The following is a 15,691-nucleotide window of genomic DNA, read 5'->3' as shown; positions in this document are numbered from 1 at the left end:
TACGGGCATTCCGGACGCCATGTCTCAAGGTGCGTCCCCGTACGCCTCCCCGCCGAGCTCGAAGCCCGCCGTGCCCGCCGTCGCGTCCGCCAGCCAGGAGCGGAAGGCGTCCACGTCGGCGTCCGGCAGGCCGATCTCGATCGTGACCGCCTCGCCGTAGCGGACGTCGCGGACCTCGCGGCCGGTGGCGCGCAGATCGTTCTGGAGCTTGCCCGCGCGCTGGTGGTCCGCGGTGAGCGTGGCGAGGCGGAACCGGCGGCGGGTGCGGGTGCCGAGGACGTCCAGGGCCTCGCCGACGGCCCCGCCGTACGCCCGGATGAGACCGCCCGCGCCGAGCTTGACGCCGCCGTAGTAGCGGGTGACGACGGCGACGACGTACCGCATGTCGCGGCGCAGCAGCATCTGGAGCATCGGGACGCCCGCGGTGCCGCCGGGTTCGCCGTCGTCACTGGCCTTCTGGATCGCGGCGTCGGCGCCGATGACGTACGCCCAGCAGTTGTGGGTGGCGTCGGAGTGCTCCTTGCGGACGGCCGCGAGGAAGTCCTGAGCCTCCCGCTCGGTGGCCGCCGGGGCGAGGGCGCACAGGAAGCGGGATCGGTTGACCTCGGTCTCGTGCACGCCCGCGTGGGCGACGGTGCGGTACTCGTCCTGCATCCGGTCAGCCTAATCGGACCGGCCGGGCGCTCTCCTGCCTGAGTACGACGGCTCGTCGGCCGCGCGACGGCGTTTCGCGTAGGCGACGGTCAGCACGGCCAGCAGCGGCCCCCACAGCGTCAGCGGCGCGTAGCAGACGTAGAACCAGGCGGCCTCCCAGCCGGTGGCCAGGCTCGGGGAGCCGGCCGGCAGATCGCCGCCCCCGATCGTGGTGCCCCTGACCTCGGAGACGAGGAACAGGACGGTGAACAGGAGCGTGAGGACGGCGGCTCCGGCGGCGGCCGGGACGATCACCGCCCTCGGGGGGACCCTGAGGCCGCGCAGGAACGGGACCCAGCGCGGGAACACCTCGCCCCAGCGGGCGATCAGGCCGATCGCGGTGAACGCGAGAGCTTCGGACACCACCGTCAGGAGGACGATGTACGCCCGCTCACCGGCCGGCGTCCCGTCGCCGAACGCGGCAGGGAGCCGCCAGATGCCCGCCGGCAGGACGGTCACCGGAACGGCGTACGCCACGAGTCGCATGCCCCGGGACACCCCGGCGACGGGCTCGTGGGCCGCCCGCCACGCGGCGCGGTAGCGTCCGGGGCGACTGACGGCACTGGGTTCTTCGACGTGCGGGAGCGGCTGCATGCGCGATCCTCGGGTTCGGTGGACTGGTGGCCGGCCCGTTCGGTGACGAAGATCCCAGCCAGGGGTGCCGCCGAGGATCGCTCTGGGGGCTGAACCCGGTTACGCCTGTGGGTTGATGGCGCGGTGCGACCGGAGGATGACGTGGCGTCCTGCGGGACGGCGGGTCAGCGGGCTCCTCTGGGGACGGTCAGTGCGGCGAGGAGGGCCGCGCCCGGGGTCAGGTCGCGCCAGGCGGCGCCGTGCCAGTCCAGGACGGCGATCGCCGACGTCGGGAACTTGGTCCGCACCTCGGCCAGGGTGTCGTCGACCCCCTCGCCCGCCAGGTCGAGGACCAGTTCCTCCAGCCCGGGATTGTGGCCGACCAGCAGGAGCGTCCCGACCTCGGCGGGCGTCTCCCGGACGACCTCCAGCAGGTCGAAGGCGTCGGCCCCGTACAGGCGGGGCTCGTACCGGACCGGCGTCGCGGCCCGCCACTCGGCCGAGGCCAGCTCCCAGGTGCGGCGGGCGCGCTCGGCGGTGGAGCAGAGCGCGAGGTCGGGGACCCGGCCCGCCTCGGCGAGCGCCCGGCCGGCGGCCGGCGCGTCCCGGCGGCCACGCGGCCCGAGCGGCCGCTCGTGGTCGGGCGTCCCCTCCGGCCAGGCCGACTTGGCGTGCCGCAGCACCACCAGCCGCCGCAAGGGCACGATGCCGGCCGCTGCGCTGTCCTCGACGTCCGCTTCGACGCCGGATGCGCCCTCGACGCCGGGTGCGCTCTCGATACCAGGTGCGCTCTCGACGCCGGAATAGGATCCGATGCCCCTCCCCGGCGCGTCCCCGGCCCTCCGCCCGCTCACTCCGGCGCTCCCACGTCGCGGGTCAGCTCCAGGCCCAGGAGACGGTCCGCGTACGCGTACGTCTCGAAGCGGGCGCCGTCCCTCAGGTGCGGGTCCGGCTCCTCGACCTGCCGCAGTACGCGCAGCACCTCGGGCACGTCCAAGTCGTCCTCCCAGGCGGTCCGCAACCGCCCCCGCACCTCGTCGGGCACCGGGCGCGAGGGCCGCCGCGCCCAGTCGGCGACCGCCCCACGCCAGCGTACGAGCGTCTCGCGGGCCGCGCCCAGCGCCGCCGCGTCGAGCGCGACGGGATCGCCGTGGCGGTGGGAGAGCAGGGCGAGGCGGAGGACGGCGGGGTCGGCTTCGGCTTCTCGCTCGGCGGACGCCGCGGTGAGCACGGGCCCCACGCCGATCCTGATCCCGTCGGGCGTCTGAGCGCCCTTCCGCACCACGTGCAGGGCCTGCGCCCCGCCGACACCGACACCGACGCGGACGCCGTCGCCGAGGTCCCGCGCCTCTTCGAAGGGCCGGATGCCTAGGGCCGTGGCGGCCACCCGCAGCTTCGCCGGCTCTCTGCCGCCCGCGAGCGAGGCGAGCACGGGGGTGCCGTCGAGTTCGAGGACGCGGACGAGCACGTCGGCGACGAGGAGGACACGGAGCGCGCCCGTGTCGTCCCCCGACGCATGGGCTTCGACACGGGTCAGTCCGCGCCGGGCCGGGGCGGCGGCGACGGAGTCGCCGGTTCGGGCGTCGATGATGCACAGCACGGGGCGAGCGTAGGCGGACGGCGGCCCGTCCGCAGGCCGACGGCACGGAATCAAGGCCGGCGTCGGCGCGGAATCACGGCCGGTGCTCCGCTGTTGTCGAGGTGAACAACGCGATCCCGTAAGCAGCAGACACAGGAGGCCGCCCGTGCACGGCGACGAGGCAACCGTCCGCAAGATCCTCACCGAACTCGGCGACACCTGGGCGGTGGTGGGCCTGTCGACGAACACCCGGCGCGCGGCCTACGGCGTCGCCGAGGTGCTCCAGCGCTTCGGCAAACGGGTCGTCCCCGTCCATCCCAAGGCGGAGACGGTGCACGGCGAGCAGGGGTACGCCTCCCTCGCGGACATCCCCTTCGAGGTGGACGTCGTCGACGTCTTCGTCAACGGCGACCTCGCGGGAGCCGTCGCGGACGAGGCGGTCGCCAAGGGCGCGCGGGCGGTGTGGTTCCAACTGGGCGTCGTCGACGAGGCCGCCTACGACCGCACGCGCGCCGCGGGCCTGGAGATGGTCATGGACCGCTGCCCGGCGATAGAGATCCCCCGCCTCCCCCACGCCTCATCCTGACGACCTGACAACTTGGCGACGTGCCGACCTGGCGATCTGACGATCTGACGGAGCGTCACCGCTCAGATTCCCAGGGCCTCCAGCACGACCGCGCCCGGCAGTTCCGCGAACGCCTTGCCGGGCACGAGGAGTTTCCCGCGTCGGCGTCCGCTGCCCACCAGGACGTACGGCAGGTCGATCACGGCCGAGTCCACCAACAGGGGCCAAGCGGCGGGCAGTCCGACGGGCGTGATGCCGCCGTACTCCATGCCGGTCTCCCCGACGGCCGTGTCCATCGCCGCGAACGACGCCTTTCGCGCGCCGAGTTGCCGGCGCACCAGGCCGTTGACGTCGACGCGGGTGGTGGACGGCACCAGGCACGCGGCCAGCGTGGTCTCACCGCCGCGCTTGCCGGCCACGACGACGCAGTTCGCGGACCGCTCCAGCAGCTCCCGCCCGTAGTGCTCGACGAAGACCGCGGTGTCGGCCCATCGCGGGTCGGTGTCGACGTAGACGACCTGGTCGGCGGGGACACTGCCGCTCCACCGGCGTATGGCGTCGGCGACCGGTGCGATCAGCTCGTCCAGGCAGTCGGGGGCGGGTCGGGCGTCGTCGAAGTGTCCGATGGGCGCGTCCATGCCCGCACGCTAGCAGCGGCGCGGCGGCGGTCGGCGGGCCGTCTCAGCGGACGGGCGGCACCGACACGGTCAGCATCAGTTCGGTCGGGGTCTCGCCCCGGTTGCCGTACGTGTGGGGCGCGTCGGCGGCGAAGGTGACGCTCGCGCCGGCCTCGACGCGGTACTCGGCGCCCTCGACGGTGAGGGTCAGCTCACCGGCCGTGACGTGGGCGATCTCGACCGTGCCCGCCGGGTGCGGGTCGGAGCCGCTGCTCTCGCCGGGCATCAGCCGCCACTCCCACATCTCCAGCGGGCCGGGCGCCTCGGTGCCGGCGAGCAGACGGCTGTAGCTGCCCGCGTCGGTGTGCCACAGCCGGACCACCTGGTCGGCGGGGACGATACGCACCTTGGGGCCCTGCTCGTAGTCGAGCAGGGTGGTGATGCTGACGCCGAGCGCGTCGCCGATCTTGACGACCGTGCCGAGGCTGGGGTTGGTGCGGGCCTGCTCGATCTGGATCAGCATGCCCCGGCTGACTCCCGCGCGGGCGGCGAGCGCGTCCAGCGTGAAGCCACGCTCGGCGCGCCAGCGTTTGACGTTGCGCGCCAGGGACTGGGTCAGCAGGTCGAGGTCCGACACGTTCCGTCCAAGTTCGGGGTTCGCTTGCCCGCACAGCACCGCGCGGTGCGTTGCACTCGATCGTGCAAGAAACTGTACTGCCCGCGGCACGGGGCCGTGCCGGGCGGCGGGGGACGGCGGGCCGGGGCGACGCTCCGGTCGCGGTCGCAGGGCGGCGCTCCGATCGCGGGGCACTGATCCAGTTCTGGAGCAGCGCTCCGGCTACAGGACACCGCTCCGGTTCCAGGGCAGCGCTCCGGCTACGGGGCAGTGATCCCGCTGCGGGGCGGCGCTCCTGCTGCGGGGCAGCGCTCCGGTTCCGGATCGGCGCACGCGTTCCGGGTCGGCGCTCCCGTTCCGTTTTTGCGGATCGGTGCTCCGACGAGGGGTCGGTGCACTCGGTCCGGCTCAGTGCTCCGGTTCCAGTTCCGCCAGTCGCGCCGCCGACTCCTCGTCCAGTTCCGACAACGCGACCAGCTGCTCGGAGGTCACCCCGTCCGGGATCGGTACCGGCGGCGGGGTGCGCAGCGGGGGCTGCCAGCCCTCGGCGGGAGTCCAGCGTCGTACGACCCGGGCGGGCGCGCCCGCGACCACGGCGTGGTCGGGCACCGTGCCGCGCACCACCGCGCCGGCCGCGACGACGACGTTCCGCCCGACCCGCGCGCCCGGCAGGATCACCGCGCCGGTGCCGATCCAGCAGCCGGAGCCTATCTCCACGGACTCCATCCGCGGCCACTGCTTGCCGATGGGCTGGTGCGGGTCGTCGTAGGAGTGGTTGGTGGACGTGACGTAGACGTACGGGCCGAAGTAGCAGTCGCTGCCGATGGTGACGGTGGTGTCCGCGATGACGTGGCTGCCGCGGCCCAGCACCACGCCGTCGCCGATGCGCAGGATCGGGTCGGGGCCGAGGTCCAGGTCGGGCATCAGTCCGGCCGTCAGCGTGACCTGCTCGCCGACGATGCAGTGCGAGCCGAGGTGGATCCACGGTTCGCCGAAGACGGTGCCGAGCGGGAAGGCGAGCCGGGTGCCGGCGCCCATCGAGCCGAAGCGGAGGCGGCCGGGGTGCTCGGCGGTGACGGAGCCGGTGCGCTGCACCCAGGCCCAGCCCGCGTGGACGACGCGCTGCCCGAGGCGGCGTCGCCAGGATGAGAACGTGTTCTTGCGCTTCGGCACCCGGACACCGTACTCAGCGCGTGGCGGGGCGATGACTCCCCGGCCCTGTGATCTTCACCCCACCGGGTGGCGTACGGTGCCGGTGTACCGCGGACGGACAGGAGACGTTGATGACGCACAAGGCGCTGATCACGGGCATCGGCGGCAGGGAACCGAAGATCCACGAGGAGGCGTTCGTGGCGCCGACGGCGTCGGTGATCGGCGGGGTGACGCTGGAGGCGGGGGCGAGCGTCTGGTACGGCGCGGTGGTGCGCGGCGACGTCGAGTCGATCTCCGTCGGCGCGCAGAGCAACGTGCAGGACAACTGCACGCTGCACGCGGATCCCGGGTTCCCCGTCACGATCGGCGAGCGGGTGTCCGTCGGGCACAACGCCGTGGTCCACGGGGCGAGCGTGGGCGACGACTGCCTCATCGGGATGGGGGCGACCGTGCTGAACGGCGCGGTGATCGGGGCCGGGTCGCTGGTCGCCGCGCAGGCGTTGGTGCCGCAGGGGATGGAGGTGCCGCCGGGGTCCCTGGTGGCGGGCGTCCCCGCGAAGGTGAAGCGGCAGCTCACGGAGGAGGAGCGGCAGGGGGTCACCCTGAACGGCACGATGTACGCGGAGCTGGCGGGGGCGCATCGGGAGGTGCACGGGAGGGCCTAGCGGCCGAGCCGCGCCCGGGTGGCGGGGCGGTGGCCGTCGGCCGGGCCGCCCAACCTACCCGGACCGCCCTGATCACCCGGACCGCCCGAACCACTCGGCCCGCCCGGACTACCCGGACCGCCCCGACTAGTCGGCCGCGCCCACCGGTTCGGCCTCCGGCTCGATCGTCGACTTCTGTGCCGCCTCGCCCTGCATCTTCTTCGCCTTGCGCTTGATCACCAGCATCGAGGTCAGGCCGATGAGGACGGCCAGGACCAGGCCGAGCCAGGAGAAGCGCTTCAGCCACGCCTCGGCGACGACGCCCACGTAGTAGATGACGGCCGTCGTGCCGCCGGCCCAGAGGATGCCGCCGAGGACGTTGGCGGTGAAGAACTTCCAGTACGGCATCCGCAGCACACCGGCGAGCGGTCCCGCGAAGATCCGCAGCAGGGCGATGAAGCGGCCGAAGAAGACGGCCCACATGCCCCACTTCTCGAAGGAGCGTTCCGCCGTGGCGATGTGCCCCTCGCTGAAGTGCCGGGGGAACTTCCTGCCGAGCCAGGCCAGCAGCGGGCGTCCGCCCTTGCGGCCGATGGCGTAGCCGATGGAGTCGCCGATCACGGCGCCGGCGACGGCGCAGGAGCCGAGGACGACGGGGTCGATCTCGCCGTGCTGGGAGGCGAGCAGCGCCGAGGAGACGAGGATGATCTCGCCCGGCAGCGGGATGCCGAGGCTCTCCAGACCGATGACCAGGCCCACCAACGCGTAGATGGCGACCGGGGGTACGGCCTCGAGCCACTCCTGCACGTGCACCGCGGGTTCCTCCCGATCCGATCTGCCGATCTACGACCCTGCACTTCCGGCGCGCCCGGAAGGGGCGCACGCCCGGGAAGCCTACCGGGTCGCCCGACGGCTCCCGCTCGTCCTTCGGCGGCCCCCTTCCCAGGGCGGCGCCCTGCACAGGGCCGCTGCGCCTCGTGACGCGTCACCGGCCGAGAGCCGTGCCCGCTCCCGGTCGCATCCCGCCGCCGAGCACGCCGCCGAGCACGCTGTGCAGCGTGCCTCCGCGCGTGCCCCCGACCCCGCCGTGAGTGCCGCCGCGGGTGATGCCGTCGGCGACGCCGCCCAGTACGGCGTTCACCGGGGCCGTCACGGAACGGATGCCCGGAGTCCGCGTCGGGGCGGGCGTCTCACAGCAGTCCACCTGGGCGAACCGGCGGTCGTACTGCGGGGCGGCCGGCGGCGGGGAGGCCGGGGCGGCTTCCCTGGGGGTCGTCGGGGATCTCGGCGGGTCCGGTGGCTCCGGGGTGGTCTGGGAGGGCGGCTGCGCCGTAGCGCCGCCTCCGGGGGCCGGCGCCGCGCGTTCCTGGACGGCGGCGTCGAACACCCATCGCTGCCCCGGCGAGCCGTCCCGCCGCGTGACGACGACCTCCGTCCGCGCGCGTGCGGCGCCGGGGGCGACCACGAGGGCGCCGCCGTCGCGCCGCAGCAGGAGTTCGCCGCGGACGGTCAGGTCGAAGAAGACCTCCCCGGGGTGGACCAGGCAGCCGGCCAGGGCGGCCGTCCCCCGGTCGGGGTCGGCGGTCAGGCAGAGCGTCGGGGCGGCGGTGCTGCGCAGCAGTCCGTCGTCCTGGTACGACCACCGCTGGGACGCGGCGGACGAGCAGGCCGCGAGGACGGCGGTCGCGCCGGTCGCGGTGCGCCCGCCCTCGGCGTCTAGGCACAGCCCGGTGGCGGCGCTGCGCAGCCTGCCGTGGGTGACTCCGGCGGGCCGGGTGGCGGAGGTGGCGACCGACGAGGTTCCGGCGGGCTGGTCGGAGACGCCGGGGGCGTCCGCGCCGCCGGCGGCCCGGTCCGACGCGCCCGGCGCGCCGGTCCCGCCGACGGGCGCGCCCCACGTGGCGCCGGGGCCGGGCTCACTGCCGTCCTCGGTCCAGCCCTTGGTGACGAGCACGGTCGCGAGCAGGGCGAGGGAGGCGGCCAGGCCGACGCCGACGAGGACGGCCTTGGAACGCCTGCCCGGCAGTTCGAGCAGCCCGGCCGAGGTGGTGCGGTGACGGCCGGCGCCGCCCGCCGGGCGTTCCGGTGCGGGCCGGCCCGGGGTCTCGGCCGCGGTGGCTCGTCCGGGGCGGGAGTCGAGGTAGCGGCGGACGCCCCAGCCGAGGACGGTCTCGGCCAGCAGAACGTCCAACCCGCCCTCGAAATGGCTGAGTTGTTCGGCGGCGTGCCGGCAGTGGCGGCATTCCGAGAGGTGTTCGCGGACATCGGGGAGCAACGTCCCGCCGCGGCGCAGCGGAACGTCGAGGAGACGGTTGTAGAAGCGGCACTCGCTCGACGGCGCGAGTTCCCGGTGGGCGCGTACGCAGCCCGCCCGGAATTGCTCCCGCGCGCGTTCCAGTCCGGCCGCCGCGGTGACGCTGTCGACGCCCAACAGACCGGCCGGTACGGTTATGGGCTCGGCCTCAACCTCCGTATGCCACAACAGGCATTGGGAAGCGGCCGGGAGGGACTGGAAAGCACGCTCGGCGAGTTGACGCCTTTCCGGCGTTCCGGGCCGTGCGGCGCGCAGTCCGCGACCGCCGACGGTTTTGCGCAACTCCGGGAGCACGGCGAGCATTCCGTCCGTACCGGCCCAGTCGCGGACCGTGTTCCGCACGGCTACGAGGAGTTGGGGGCGCAGCGCGCCGCCCGGCCGGCCGCCCGCCAGCCGTCCGAAGACCTCGTGGAACGCGGCGGCGGCCACGAGCCGCGCCGAGTCGGCGTGGCCGGCGAGGCAGACGGAGGCGTAGTCGTGCGCGGCCTTCCAGTGCCGGATGAGGAGCAGGGCCACGGCGCGGGCGTTGCCGGTCGTGCCCAGGCGCGCGGCGAGATCCCGGTCGGAATCCCCCGGGGTTCCTCCGGGGCGGGGCTGATAGGGAGGGCGTGGGGGGTTCGGGGGCTGCACGCACTTTTCCTTCCCAGCCGACGAGCGGCACGCGAATTACTTTCCGTCCCGACCTGGCTGTGGTGCGCCGATCGGACCGGCCCGCGGGGGAGGCTCACCTTCGCACACACGCCTCACAGGAAACAAGAAGTTCGAGTGACGCGAGCTCAAAGTGCGGGCTATTCAGATAAGTTACCGGCGGTATCCGCACCGGTTTTCGAAATCGGTTCGGAAGGCGTGGGTCAACTTGTGCCCGGGGAAAGGCGGACGGCGCACGAGATCTCCAACTTCCGCCCGCCCGCGTCCGACCCGTCCGGCGGGCTCCGAAGTCCCGCCGCGGGCCGCGAAGTCCGGCCGCGGGCGCCCGCGTCGCGCCCCACAGGATTCTCCGAGGCGGCTCCCGGGGAACTCCCATCCGCGTGGGCCAGCATGATCGGCATGAACGCCCCCCATCCCTCCCCGACGGCCGCGCCCACCACCGCGTCCACCGCCGTGCCCGGACCCGCGGCCCGCGCCACCGTGCGCAAGGCGGTCGTCCCCGCCGCCGGACTCGGCACCCGCTTCCTGCCCGCGACGAAGGCGACGCCGAAGGAGATGCTCCCGGTCGTCGACAAGCCGGCCATCCAGTACGTGGTCGAGGAGGCCGCCGCGGCCGGGCTGGACGATGTGCTGATGGTCACCGGCCGGCACAAGCGGGCCATCGAGGACCACTTCGACCACGCCTTCGAGCTGGAGCAGGCCCTCGCGGCCAAGGGCGACACCGTCCGGCTGGACGCGGTGCGCGACCCCGCCCGTCTCGCCGACATCCACCACATCCGGCAGGGCGATCCGCTCGGCCTCGGACACGCGGTGCTGTGCGCCCGTCATCACGTCGGCGACCAGCCGTTCGCCGTGCTCCTCGGCGACGACCTCATCGACCCGCGCGAGACGCTGCTCAGCCGGATGCTGGAGGTCCGCGAACGGTACGCCGGGAGCGTGGTCGCGCTGATGGAGGTCCCGCCGGAGCAGGTGCACCTGTACGGCTGCGCGGCCGTGGAGCCCTCGGGCGAGGACGACGTCGTACGCGTCACCGGTCTCGTCGAGAAGCCCGCGCGCGAGGACGCGCCGAGCCGGTACGCGGTCATCGGGCGCTATGTGCTCGACCCGGCCGTGTTCGACGTCCTGGAGCACACCGCCCCCGGCCGCGGCGGCGAGATCCAGCTCACCGACGCCCTCCAGGAACTCGCGGCCGGCGGCACGGTCCACGGCGTGGTCTTCTCGGGCAGCCGCTACGACACCGGCGACAAGGCCGACTACCTCCGCACGGTGGTCCGCCTGGCCTGCGACCGCCCCGACCTGGGCCCGGAGTTCGTGAGCTGGCTCAAGGGGTTCGTGGCAGGGCTGGAGACGGAGACGGAGAAGGAGGCGGAGTTCGGGACGGAGAAGGAAGAGGAGAGCGGCGAGAGGGGCAACGGCGGCGGCAGGACGGACGGCAAGCGGCTGGCGGCGTGACGGCGAGGGCCCCGGTCACGCACTGGTGTGCCGTGACCGGGGCCCTCGCGTCGCCGACCGCCGCCCTCGCAAGGCCGGCTCAACCGTCGGCACGGCCCAGTCGCCGGCCCGGCTCAACCGTCAGACTGGCTCAGCCGTTGGGTCGCAGCGTCCAGATGACGGTCATCTCCCCCGTGACCGCCCCGTCGGCGCGGCGGATCTGGATGGCGACCGGGAACTCGGGGCGTTCGCCGGCGTCCAGTTCGGCGACGACGTCGGCGGCCGGACGCCCCAGGGTGGCGGTGGCCGTGACCGGGCCCATCGCGAGCTTCTTGTAGGAGATCTCCGCGCTGACGGCGAGGGGCACGGCCCGGGAGAGCTGGTCGCCGAACGCGGCGAGGACGATCGCGCCGCTGGCGGACTCCGCGAGGGTGAACATCGCGCCGGCGTGCGGGCCGCCCACGTGGTTGTGGTAGTCGCTCTGGTCCGGCAGGGCGACCACGGCCTTGTCCCGGCTCGTCTCCAGGAACTCGAGGTTCAGGGTGCGGGCCATGGGAACGGTGGCGGCGAGCATCTCGCCGACGGACATCTGGTCTGCGCTCATACGGCGATGTTACCCATGAGTAGCCTCTGGTCACCAGCCCCGGCCGCCGATTCGGTACGTCCCTGACAAGGGGCGGTGACCCACTCGTGGCAGGGACGGGGCTAGGGTTTCTCGCCATGTGGCCAGGACAGCAGCCGCCCGGGGGAGAGCAGAACCCGCAGGCGCAGAACAATCCGTACCAGCAGCCGGGATACCAGCAGCCGAATCCCTATCAGCAGCCCGGCTTCCAGCAGCCCAACCCTTACGCCCAGCAGTCGCAGTGGAACACCCCGGCCCCCGCCGGGCCGCCGCAGCCCGGCGGCGCGGGCGGCGGAGGCGGCGGAGGCAACCGGACGAAGCTGATCGCGATCGTGGCGGCCACGGCCGTCGTGGTGGCGGCCGGCGTCACCGGGTTCCTGGTGCTGGGCGGCAAGGACAAGGACCAGGACGAGGCCGCCGGCAAAGGCGGCGCGAGCCCGTCCGCGACCGCCGAGTCGAGCGGCTCGGCGTCCGCGCCGGCGGCGTCGTCCGGCACGGGCGACAACCCGCGCGGCACCGAGACGCTCCAGCCGACCGTCGCGGGCTGGAAGGTCGTCGTGAACCCCAAGCGGGGCGTCGCCTTCGACGTCCCGGCGGACTGGGAGATCCAGTCGCCGACGCTCAGTCAGGGCTTCGAGTGGGAGGACAAGGAGAAGCCCAACGGCTACGACTCGATCATCCAGTCGGGCACCGTCGAGTACAAGTCCAAGTGGTGCACGGCGGACGACGACAAGGACGGCAAGACCGACGACACCGCGCTCGCCGTCGCGGGCACGAAGGGCGCGGAGGGCGCCAAGAGCACCGACGAGATCGCGATCAACACCCCTGCCTGGTGGGTCTTCGGCGGCTACACCGAGCCCGACAAGAAGAGCATCAGCTTCGACGAGAAGGCCACCGCCTACACAACCGCCTCGGGAATCAAGGGCAGTTACGCCTGGGCCCGGTCCACGAACACGCCCCAGAAGGGCAAGTGCGACAGCGACGGGCAGGCGATCACCTTCGGCTTCAAGAACTCCAAGGGCGACTACGTCTCCTGGAACCTGTACACGGCCAAGGGTGTCAAGGACGAACTCCCGAGGACGACCATCATGCAGATCCTGAGCACCGTACGGCTGCACGGGGAGCCGACGGAGGGCTGACCTGGCTGCCTCAGCCGATCCCGAACGCCCCGGCCGGCGGCAGCGGTGACGGGGTCGCCTCCTCGTCCCGGACCGGGCGGGCCCCGCCGATGAACTCCCGTAGGGCGGGGCCGTGTTCGATGCGGGCCGGGAAGGCGTCGGAGGCGGTGCGGCGGGCCAGGGGAGTCACGTCGAGGGGGCGGTGCGCGGCGACCAGGACCGCGTTGCCGAAGCGGCGTCCGCGCAGCACCGCCGGTTCCGCGATGAGCGCGAGCTCCTCGAACACCGCGGCGAAGGTGGCCAGTTGGGAGCGGAGGAAGGCGAACGGCACCGAGTCCGCGAGGTTGGCGAGGTAGACGCCGTCGGCGCGCAAGACCCGTCCGGCCTCACGGGCGTAGGCGAGGGACGTCAGGTGGGCGGGGACGCGGGAGCCGCCGAAGACGTCGGCGACGAGCACGTCGGCGGAGTCGGCGGGCGCGGCCTCCAGCCAGGCCCGCGCGTCGGCGGCGTGCAGCGCGATGCCGGCGCCCGCCGGAACCGGCAGCAGTTCGGCCACCAGGTCCAGCAGGCCCCGGTCGGCCTCGACGACGTCCTGCCGGGAGCCCGGCCGGGTCGCCGTCAGATAGCGGGGCAGGGTGAGCGCCCCACCGCCGAGGTGCAGCACGTCCAGGGGCCGTCCCCGCTCGGCGACGGTGTCCAGGACGTGCCCGAGCCGGCGCGCGTACTCGAACTCCAGGTGCGTCGGGTCGTCGAGGTCGACGTACGACTGCGGCGCGCCGTCGACCGTCAGCAGCCAGGCCCGTTCCCGGTCGACGTCGGGCATCAGCTTGGCGGTGCCGTGGTCGACGGCTCGGGTGACGGGTATGGGCTCGTCGTTCACCTCCCCATTGTGCCCGGCGGTGCGGCGGGTCCCGTCCGGACGGTGGGGCCGCGGGACCAGCCGTTCGACCGGCCCCGCAGCCCCTCGCCGCACCCCCGACGGCCCTCGCCGCACAGGGGCGCCCCCTTGCTCGACCACTCGACTACTCGACTACTCGACGGCGGTCACGGTCCCCGCCCCCACGGTGCGCCCGCCCTCGCGGACGGCGAAGCCGAGTCCCGGCTCCAACGGCACCTCGCGGCCCAGCTCGACGGTCATGCTCACCGTCTGCCCCGGCCGCGCGACGGCCGTCTCGCCGAGGTCGACGTCGCCGACGACGTCCGCCGTGCGGATGTAGAACTGCGGCCGGTAGCCGGTGGAGACCGGCGTCGTACGCCCGCCCTCGGCCGCCGACAGCACGTACACCTGCGCCGTGAACCGGCGGCGCGGCGCGACGCTCCCCGGGGCGGCCACCACGTGCCCCCGCCGGACGGCGTCCCGCGCCACCCCGCGCAGCAGCAGCGCCACGTTGTCCCCGGCCTGCGCCTCCTCCATCGGCTTGCCGAAGGTCTCCACCCCGGTCACCACGGACTCGACGCCCGCGCCGAGCACTTCGACACGGTCGCCGACCCGCACTCTGCCGCGCTCCACCGCGCCGGTGACGACCGTGCCCCGGCCGGTGATGGTGAGCACGTTCTCCACGGGCAGCAGGAACGGCGCGTCCACATACCGCTCGGGCATCGGCACATAGGTGTCGACCGCGTCGAGCAGCGCCTCGACGGACGCCGTCCACCGCGGGTCGCCCTCCAGGGCCTTGAGCCCCGAGACCCGTACGACGGGCGCGGCGTCACCGCCGTAGCCGTGCGCGGAGAGCAGGTCGCGGACCTCCAGCTCGACGAGGTCGGCGAGCTCGGCGTCCTCGCCGTCGGCGACGGCGTCGGCCTTGTTCAGGGCGACGACGATGTGGTCGACGCCCACCTGCCGGGCGAGGAGCACGTGTTCGGCGGTCTGCGGCATGATCCCGTCGAGCGCGGAGACGACGAGGATCGCGCCGTCGAGCTGCGCGGCGCCGGTGACCATGTTCTTGACGTAGTCGGCGTGGCCGGGCATGTCCACGTGCGCGTAGTGCCGGGTGTCGGTCTCGTACTCGACGTGCGCGATGTTGATGGTGATGCCGCGCGCCGCCTCCTCGGGGGCGCGGTCGATGCGGTCGAACGCGACGTACCGGGTGGCGTTGTCCGCGCCGCGCTCGGCGAGGACCTTGGTGATGGCGGCGGTCAGGGTGGTCTTGCCGTGGTCGACGTGCCCCATGGTGCCGATGTTCAGGTGGGGTTTGGTGCGCACGTATGCCGTCTTGGGCATGGCGGTACCTGGAAGCCTCTCAGGAAAGCTGCTGCGTGAAGGCCCCGGCTGCGGCGGGACGCCGGCCGGGACGGGGACCCCTGGAAGCTCTCCGACCCTCCCCCTGCGGGGTCCGCCGGACGATCCGGAGAGGGTCAGCTTCGGGCGCCGTCGACAACGGCCGTGAGAAAGGGGACGGCAGCCTTCGGCGCATCCGCGAGGGCGGATGCTGCGAGGAGGAAGGCGTACCGGAACATGGGGTCGATCCTCGCCGCCGGCCCGACCGGTGTCGAATGGTTTTCGCCGGGGCGAGCCGGGGCGAGCCGGGGCGACCGAGGCGACCGAGGCTATGAAAGGCATGAACTCCGTATGACCGACAGGACCCCTGCCGAGTGGTGGCAGTCGCTGCCCGCCGGCATCCGCGCCCAGGCCGACGGTTACGTCCTCCAGGACGCCCCGCTGCTCGCGGTGAAGACGGTGTGGGAGGCGGGCCGGGCCCAGGGGCTGGGCCTCAACGAAGCACAGCACGTCGTCAGCGACCGTTACGTGCACCACGGCGACCGCGTCGCCCGCACCCCCGACAGTCCGCTCGACCTGGAGTCGCTGACCGCCCGCGCGGCCGGCGCGCCCGGCCGGGTGGTGGCCGTCGAGGCGGTGTGGGACGGGGACACCGTGCACGACTGGTTCGTGTGCCTCATGGCCGTCACCGCCGACCCGGAGGGTGAACTGGAGCTGGCGAGGCTCTACTGGTCCACGGCGGTGCGGTACTTGGGCGACGAGGATCCGGCCCCTCGTCATCCGGCGGCTCTCGTGGCCGGCCGGGTCGGCGCGGCCCTGGCCGAGCGGTTCTCGGTGCCCTTCCACTTCGCGAGCCCCGACGAGCCGGACGACCAGGCGCCCAGGTGGCGGCCCTGACGGG

17 protein-coding genes are annotated in these 15,691 nt (G+C 73.6%); 5 read left to right on the top strand and 12 right to left on the bottom strand.

Annotated features, from left to right (window positions below; genetic code table 11):
* Positions 1–24 precede the first annotated feature (24 nt).
* From ACFYX4_RS23180 to ACFYX4_RS23165, 4 genes are all read right to left on the bottom strand, one after another.
* Positions 25–654, bottom strand: a complete 630-nt coding sequence (locus ACFYX4_RS23180) for a YigZ family protein (RefSeq protein WP_389336376.1) — start codon at positions 652–654, stop codon at positions 25–27.
* Between the two features lie 9 nt (positions 655–663).
* Positions 664–1,287: a hypothetical protein gene (locus tag ACFYX4_RS23175; RefSeq protein ID WP_389336373.1), complete on the bottom strand. Its 624-nt coding sequence runs from the start codon at positions 1,285–1,287 to the stop codon at positions 664–666.
* Between the two features lie 164 nt (positions 1,288–1,451).
* Positions 1,452–1,973 carry a SixA phosphatase family protein gene (locus ACFYX4_RS23170; RefSeq protein WP_389336895.1) on the bottom strand — a complete coding sequence of 174 codons (522 nt, stop codon included), beginning with the start codon at positions 1,971–1,973 and terminating at the stop codon, positions 1,452–1,454.
* A 143-nt stretch (positions 1,974–2,116) separates the two neighbouring features.
* Entirely contained in the window at positions 2,117–2,866 is a 750-nt protein-coding gene (locus ACFYX4_RS23165; RefSeq protein WP_389336370.1) for a hypothetical protein, read from the bottom strand.
* Between the two features lie 145 nt (positions 2,867–3,011).
* Between ACFYX4_RS23165 and ACFYX4_RS23160 the strand changes: the two genes are divergently transcribed.
* Positions 3,012–3,431 (top strand): CoA-binding protein, encoded by a 420-nt coding sequence (locus ACFYX4_RS23160; protein WP_389336368.1) that lies wholly within the window; start codon positions 3,012–3,014, stop codon positions 3,429–3,431.
* Positions 3,432–3,493: 62 nt separating this feature from the next.
* Here the strand turns inward: ACFYX4_RS23160 and ACFYX4_RS23155 are convergent, their stop codons facing one another.
* From ACFYX4_RS23155 to ACFYX4_RS23145, 3 genes are all read right to left on the bottom strand, one after another.
* Positions 3,494–4,048: a YbaK/EbsC family protein gene (locus tag ACFYX4_RS23155; RefSeq protein ID WP_389336365.1), complete on the bottom strand. Its 555-nt coding sequence runs from the start codon at positions 4,046–4,048 to the stop codon at positions 3,494–3,496.
* A gap of 43 nt (positions 4,049–4,091) precedes the next feature.
* The gene (locus ACFYX4_RS23150; RefSeq protein WP_389336362.1) at positions 4,092–4,664 is read right to left on the bottom strand and encodes a helix-turn-helix domain-containing protein; all 573 of its coding nucleotides are present in this window, start codon (positions 4,662–4,664) and stop codon (positions 4,092–4,094) included.
* Positions 4,665–5,051: 387 nt separating this feature from the next.
* Positions 5,052–5,816 (bottom strand): acyltransferase, encoded by a 765-nt coding sequence (locus tag ACFYX4_RS23145; protein WP_389336359.1) that lies wholly within the window; start codon positions 5,814–5,816, stop codon positions 5,052–5,054.
* A 110-nt stretch (positions 5,817–5,926) separates the two neighbouring features.
* Here ACFYX4_RS23145 and ACFYX4_RS23140 point away from each other — a divergent pair, with 110 nt between their 5' ends.
* A complete protein-coding gene (locus ACFYX4_RS23140; RefSeq protein ID WP_389336356.1) occupies positions 5,927–6,460 on the top strand; it encodes a gamma carbonic anhydrase family protein in 534 nt (177 codons plus the stop codon).
* Positions 6,461–6,586: 126 nt separating this feature from the next.
* Here the strand turns inward: ACFYX4_RS23140 and ACFYX4_RS23135 are convergent, their stop codons facing one another.
* Together ACFYX4_RS23135 and ACFYX4_RS23130 are read right to left on the bottom strand one after the other, a co-directional pair.
* Positions 6,587–7,252 (bottom strand): DedA family protein, encoded by a 666-nt coding sequence (locus tag ACFYX4_RS23135; protein ID WP_389336353.1) that lies wholly within the window; start codon positions 7,250–7,252, stop codon positions 6,587–6,589.
* A 172-nt stretch (positions 7,253–7,424) separates the two neighbouring features.
* Complete coding sequence (locus ACFYX4_RS23130) at positions 7,425–9,383, bottom strand: RICIN domain-containing protein (protein ID WP_389336350.1); 1,959 nt, start codon at positions 9,381–9,383, stop codon at positions 7,425–7,427.
* A gap of 417 nt (positions 9,384–9,800) precedes the next feature.
* Here ACFYX4_RS23130 and galU point away from each other — a divergent pair, with 417 nt between their 5' ends.
* Positions 9,801–10,853, top strand: a complete 1,053-nt coding sequence (gene galU, locus ACFYX4_RS23125) for a UTP--glucose-1-phosphate uridylyltransferase GalU (RefSeq protein ID WP_389336347.1) — start codon at positions 9,801–9,803, stop codon at positions 10,851–10,853.
* 130 nt (positions 10,854–10,983) lie between these two features.
* Here galU and ACFYX4_RS23120 read toward each other — a convergent pair whose 3' ends face one another.
* Positions 10,984–11,421 (bottom strand): DUF4442 domain-containing protein, encoded by a 438-nt coding sequence (locus tag ACFYX4_RS23120; protein ID WP_389336893.1) that lies wholly within the window; start codon positions 11,419–11,421, stop codon positions 10,984–10,986.
* A gap of 131 nt (positions 11,422–11,552) precedes the next feature.
* Here ACFYX4_RS23120 and ACFYX4_RS23115 point away from each other — a divergent pair, with 131 nt between their 5' ends.
* On the top strand, positions 11,553–12,593 hold the full coding sequence (locus ACFYX4_RS23115; RefSeq protein WP_389336344.1) for a hypothetical protein: 1,041 nt from the start codon (positions 11,553–11,555) through the stop codon (positions 12,591–12,593).
* A gap of 10 nt (positions 12,594–12,603) precedes the next feature.
* Here the strand turns inward: ACFYX4_RS23115 and ACFYX4_RS23110 are convergent, their stop codons facing one another.
* Together ACFYX4_RS23110 and tuf are read right to left on the bottom strand one after the other, a co-directional pair.
* Positions 12,604–13,395 (bottom strand): spermidine synthase, encoded by a 792-nt coding sequence (locus ACFYX4_RS23110; RefSeq protein WP_389336891.1) that lies wholly within the window; start codon positions 13,393–13,395, stop codon positions 12,604–12,606.
* 207 nt (positions 13,396–13,602) lie between these two features.
* On the bottom strand, positions 13,603–14,793 hold the full coding sequence (gene tuf / locus ACFYX4_RS23105; RefSeq protein WP_389336341.1) for an elongation factor Tu: 1,191 nt from the start codon (positions 14,791–14,793) through the stop codon (positions 13,603–13,605).
* 348 nt (positions 14,794–15,141) lie between these two features.
* Here tuf and ACFYX4_RS23100 point away from each other — a divergent pair, with 348 nt between their 5' ends.
* Positions 15,142–15,687 carry a hypothetical protein gene (locus tag ACFYX4_RS23100; RefSeq protein WP_389336338.1) on the top strand — a complete coding sequence of 182 codons (546 nt, stop codon included), beginning with the start codon at positions 15,142–15,144 and terminating at the stop codon, positions 15,685–15,687.
* Positions 15,688–15,691 lie beyond the last annotated feature (4 nt).

This window comes from Streptomyces sp. NPDC002328 (assembly GCF_042890065.1).
GTDB lineage: Bacteria > Actinomycetota > Actinomycetes > Streptomycetales > Streptomycetaceae > Streptomyces.
Note: the sequence above shows the minus strand (reverse complement) of the source record. Positions and strands in the feature narration are given on the sequence as shown.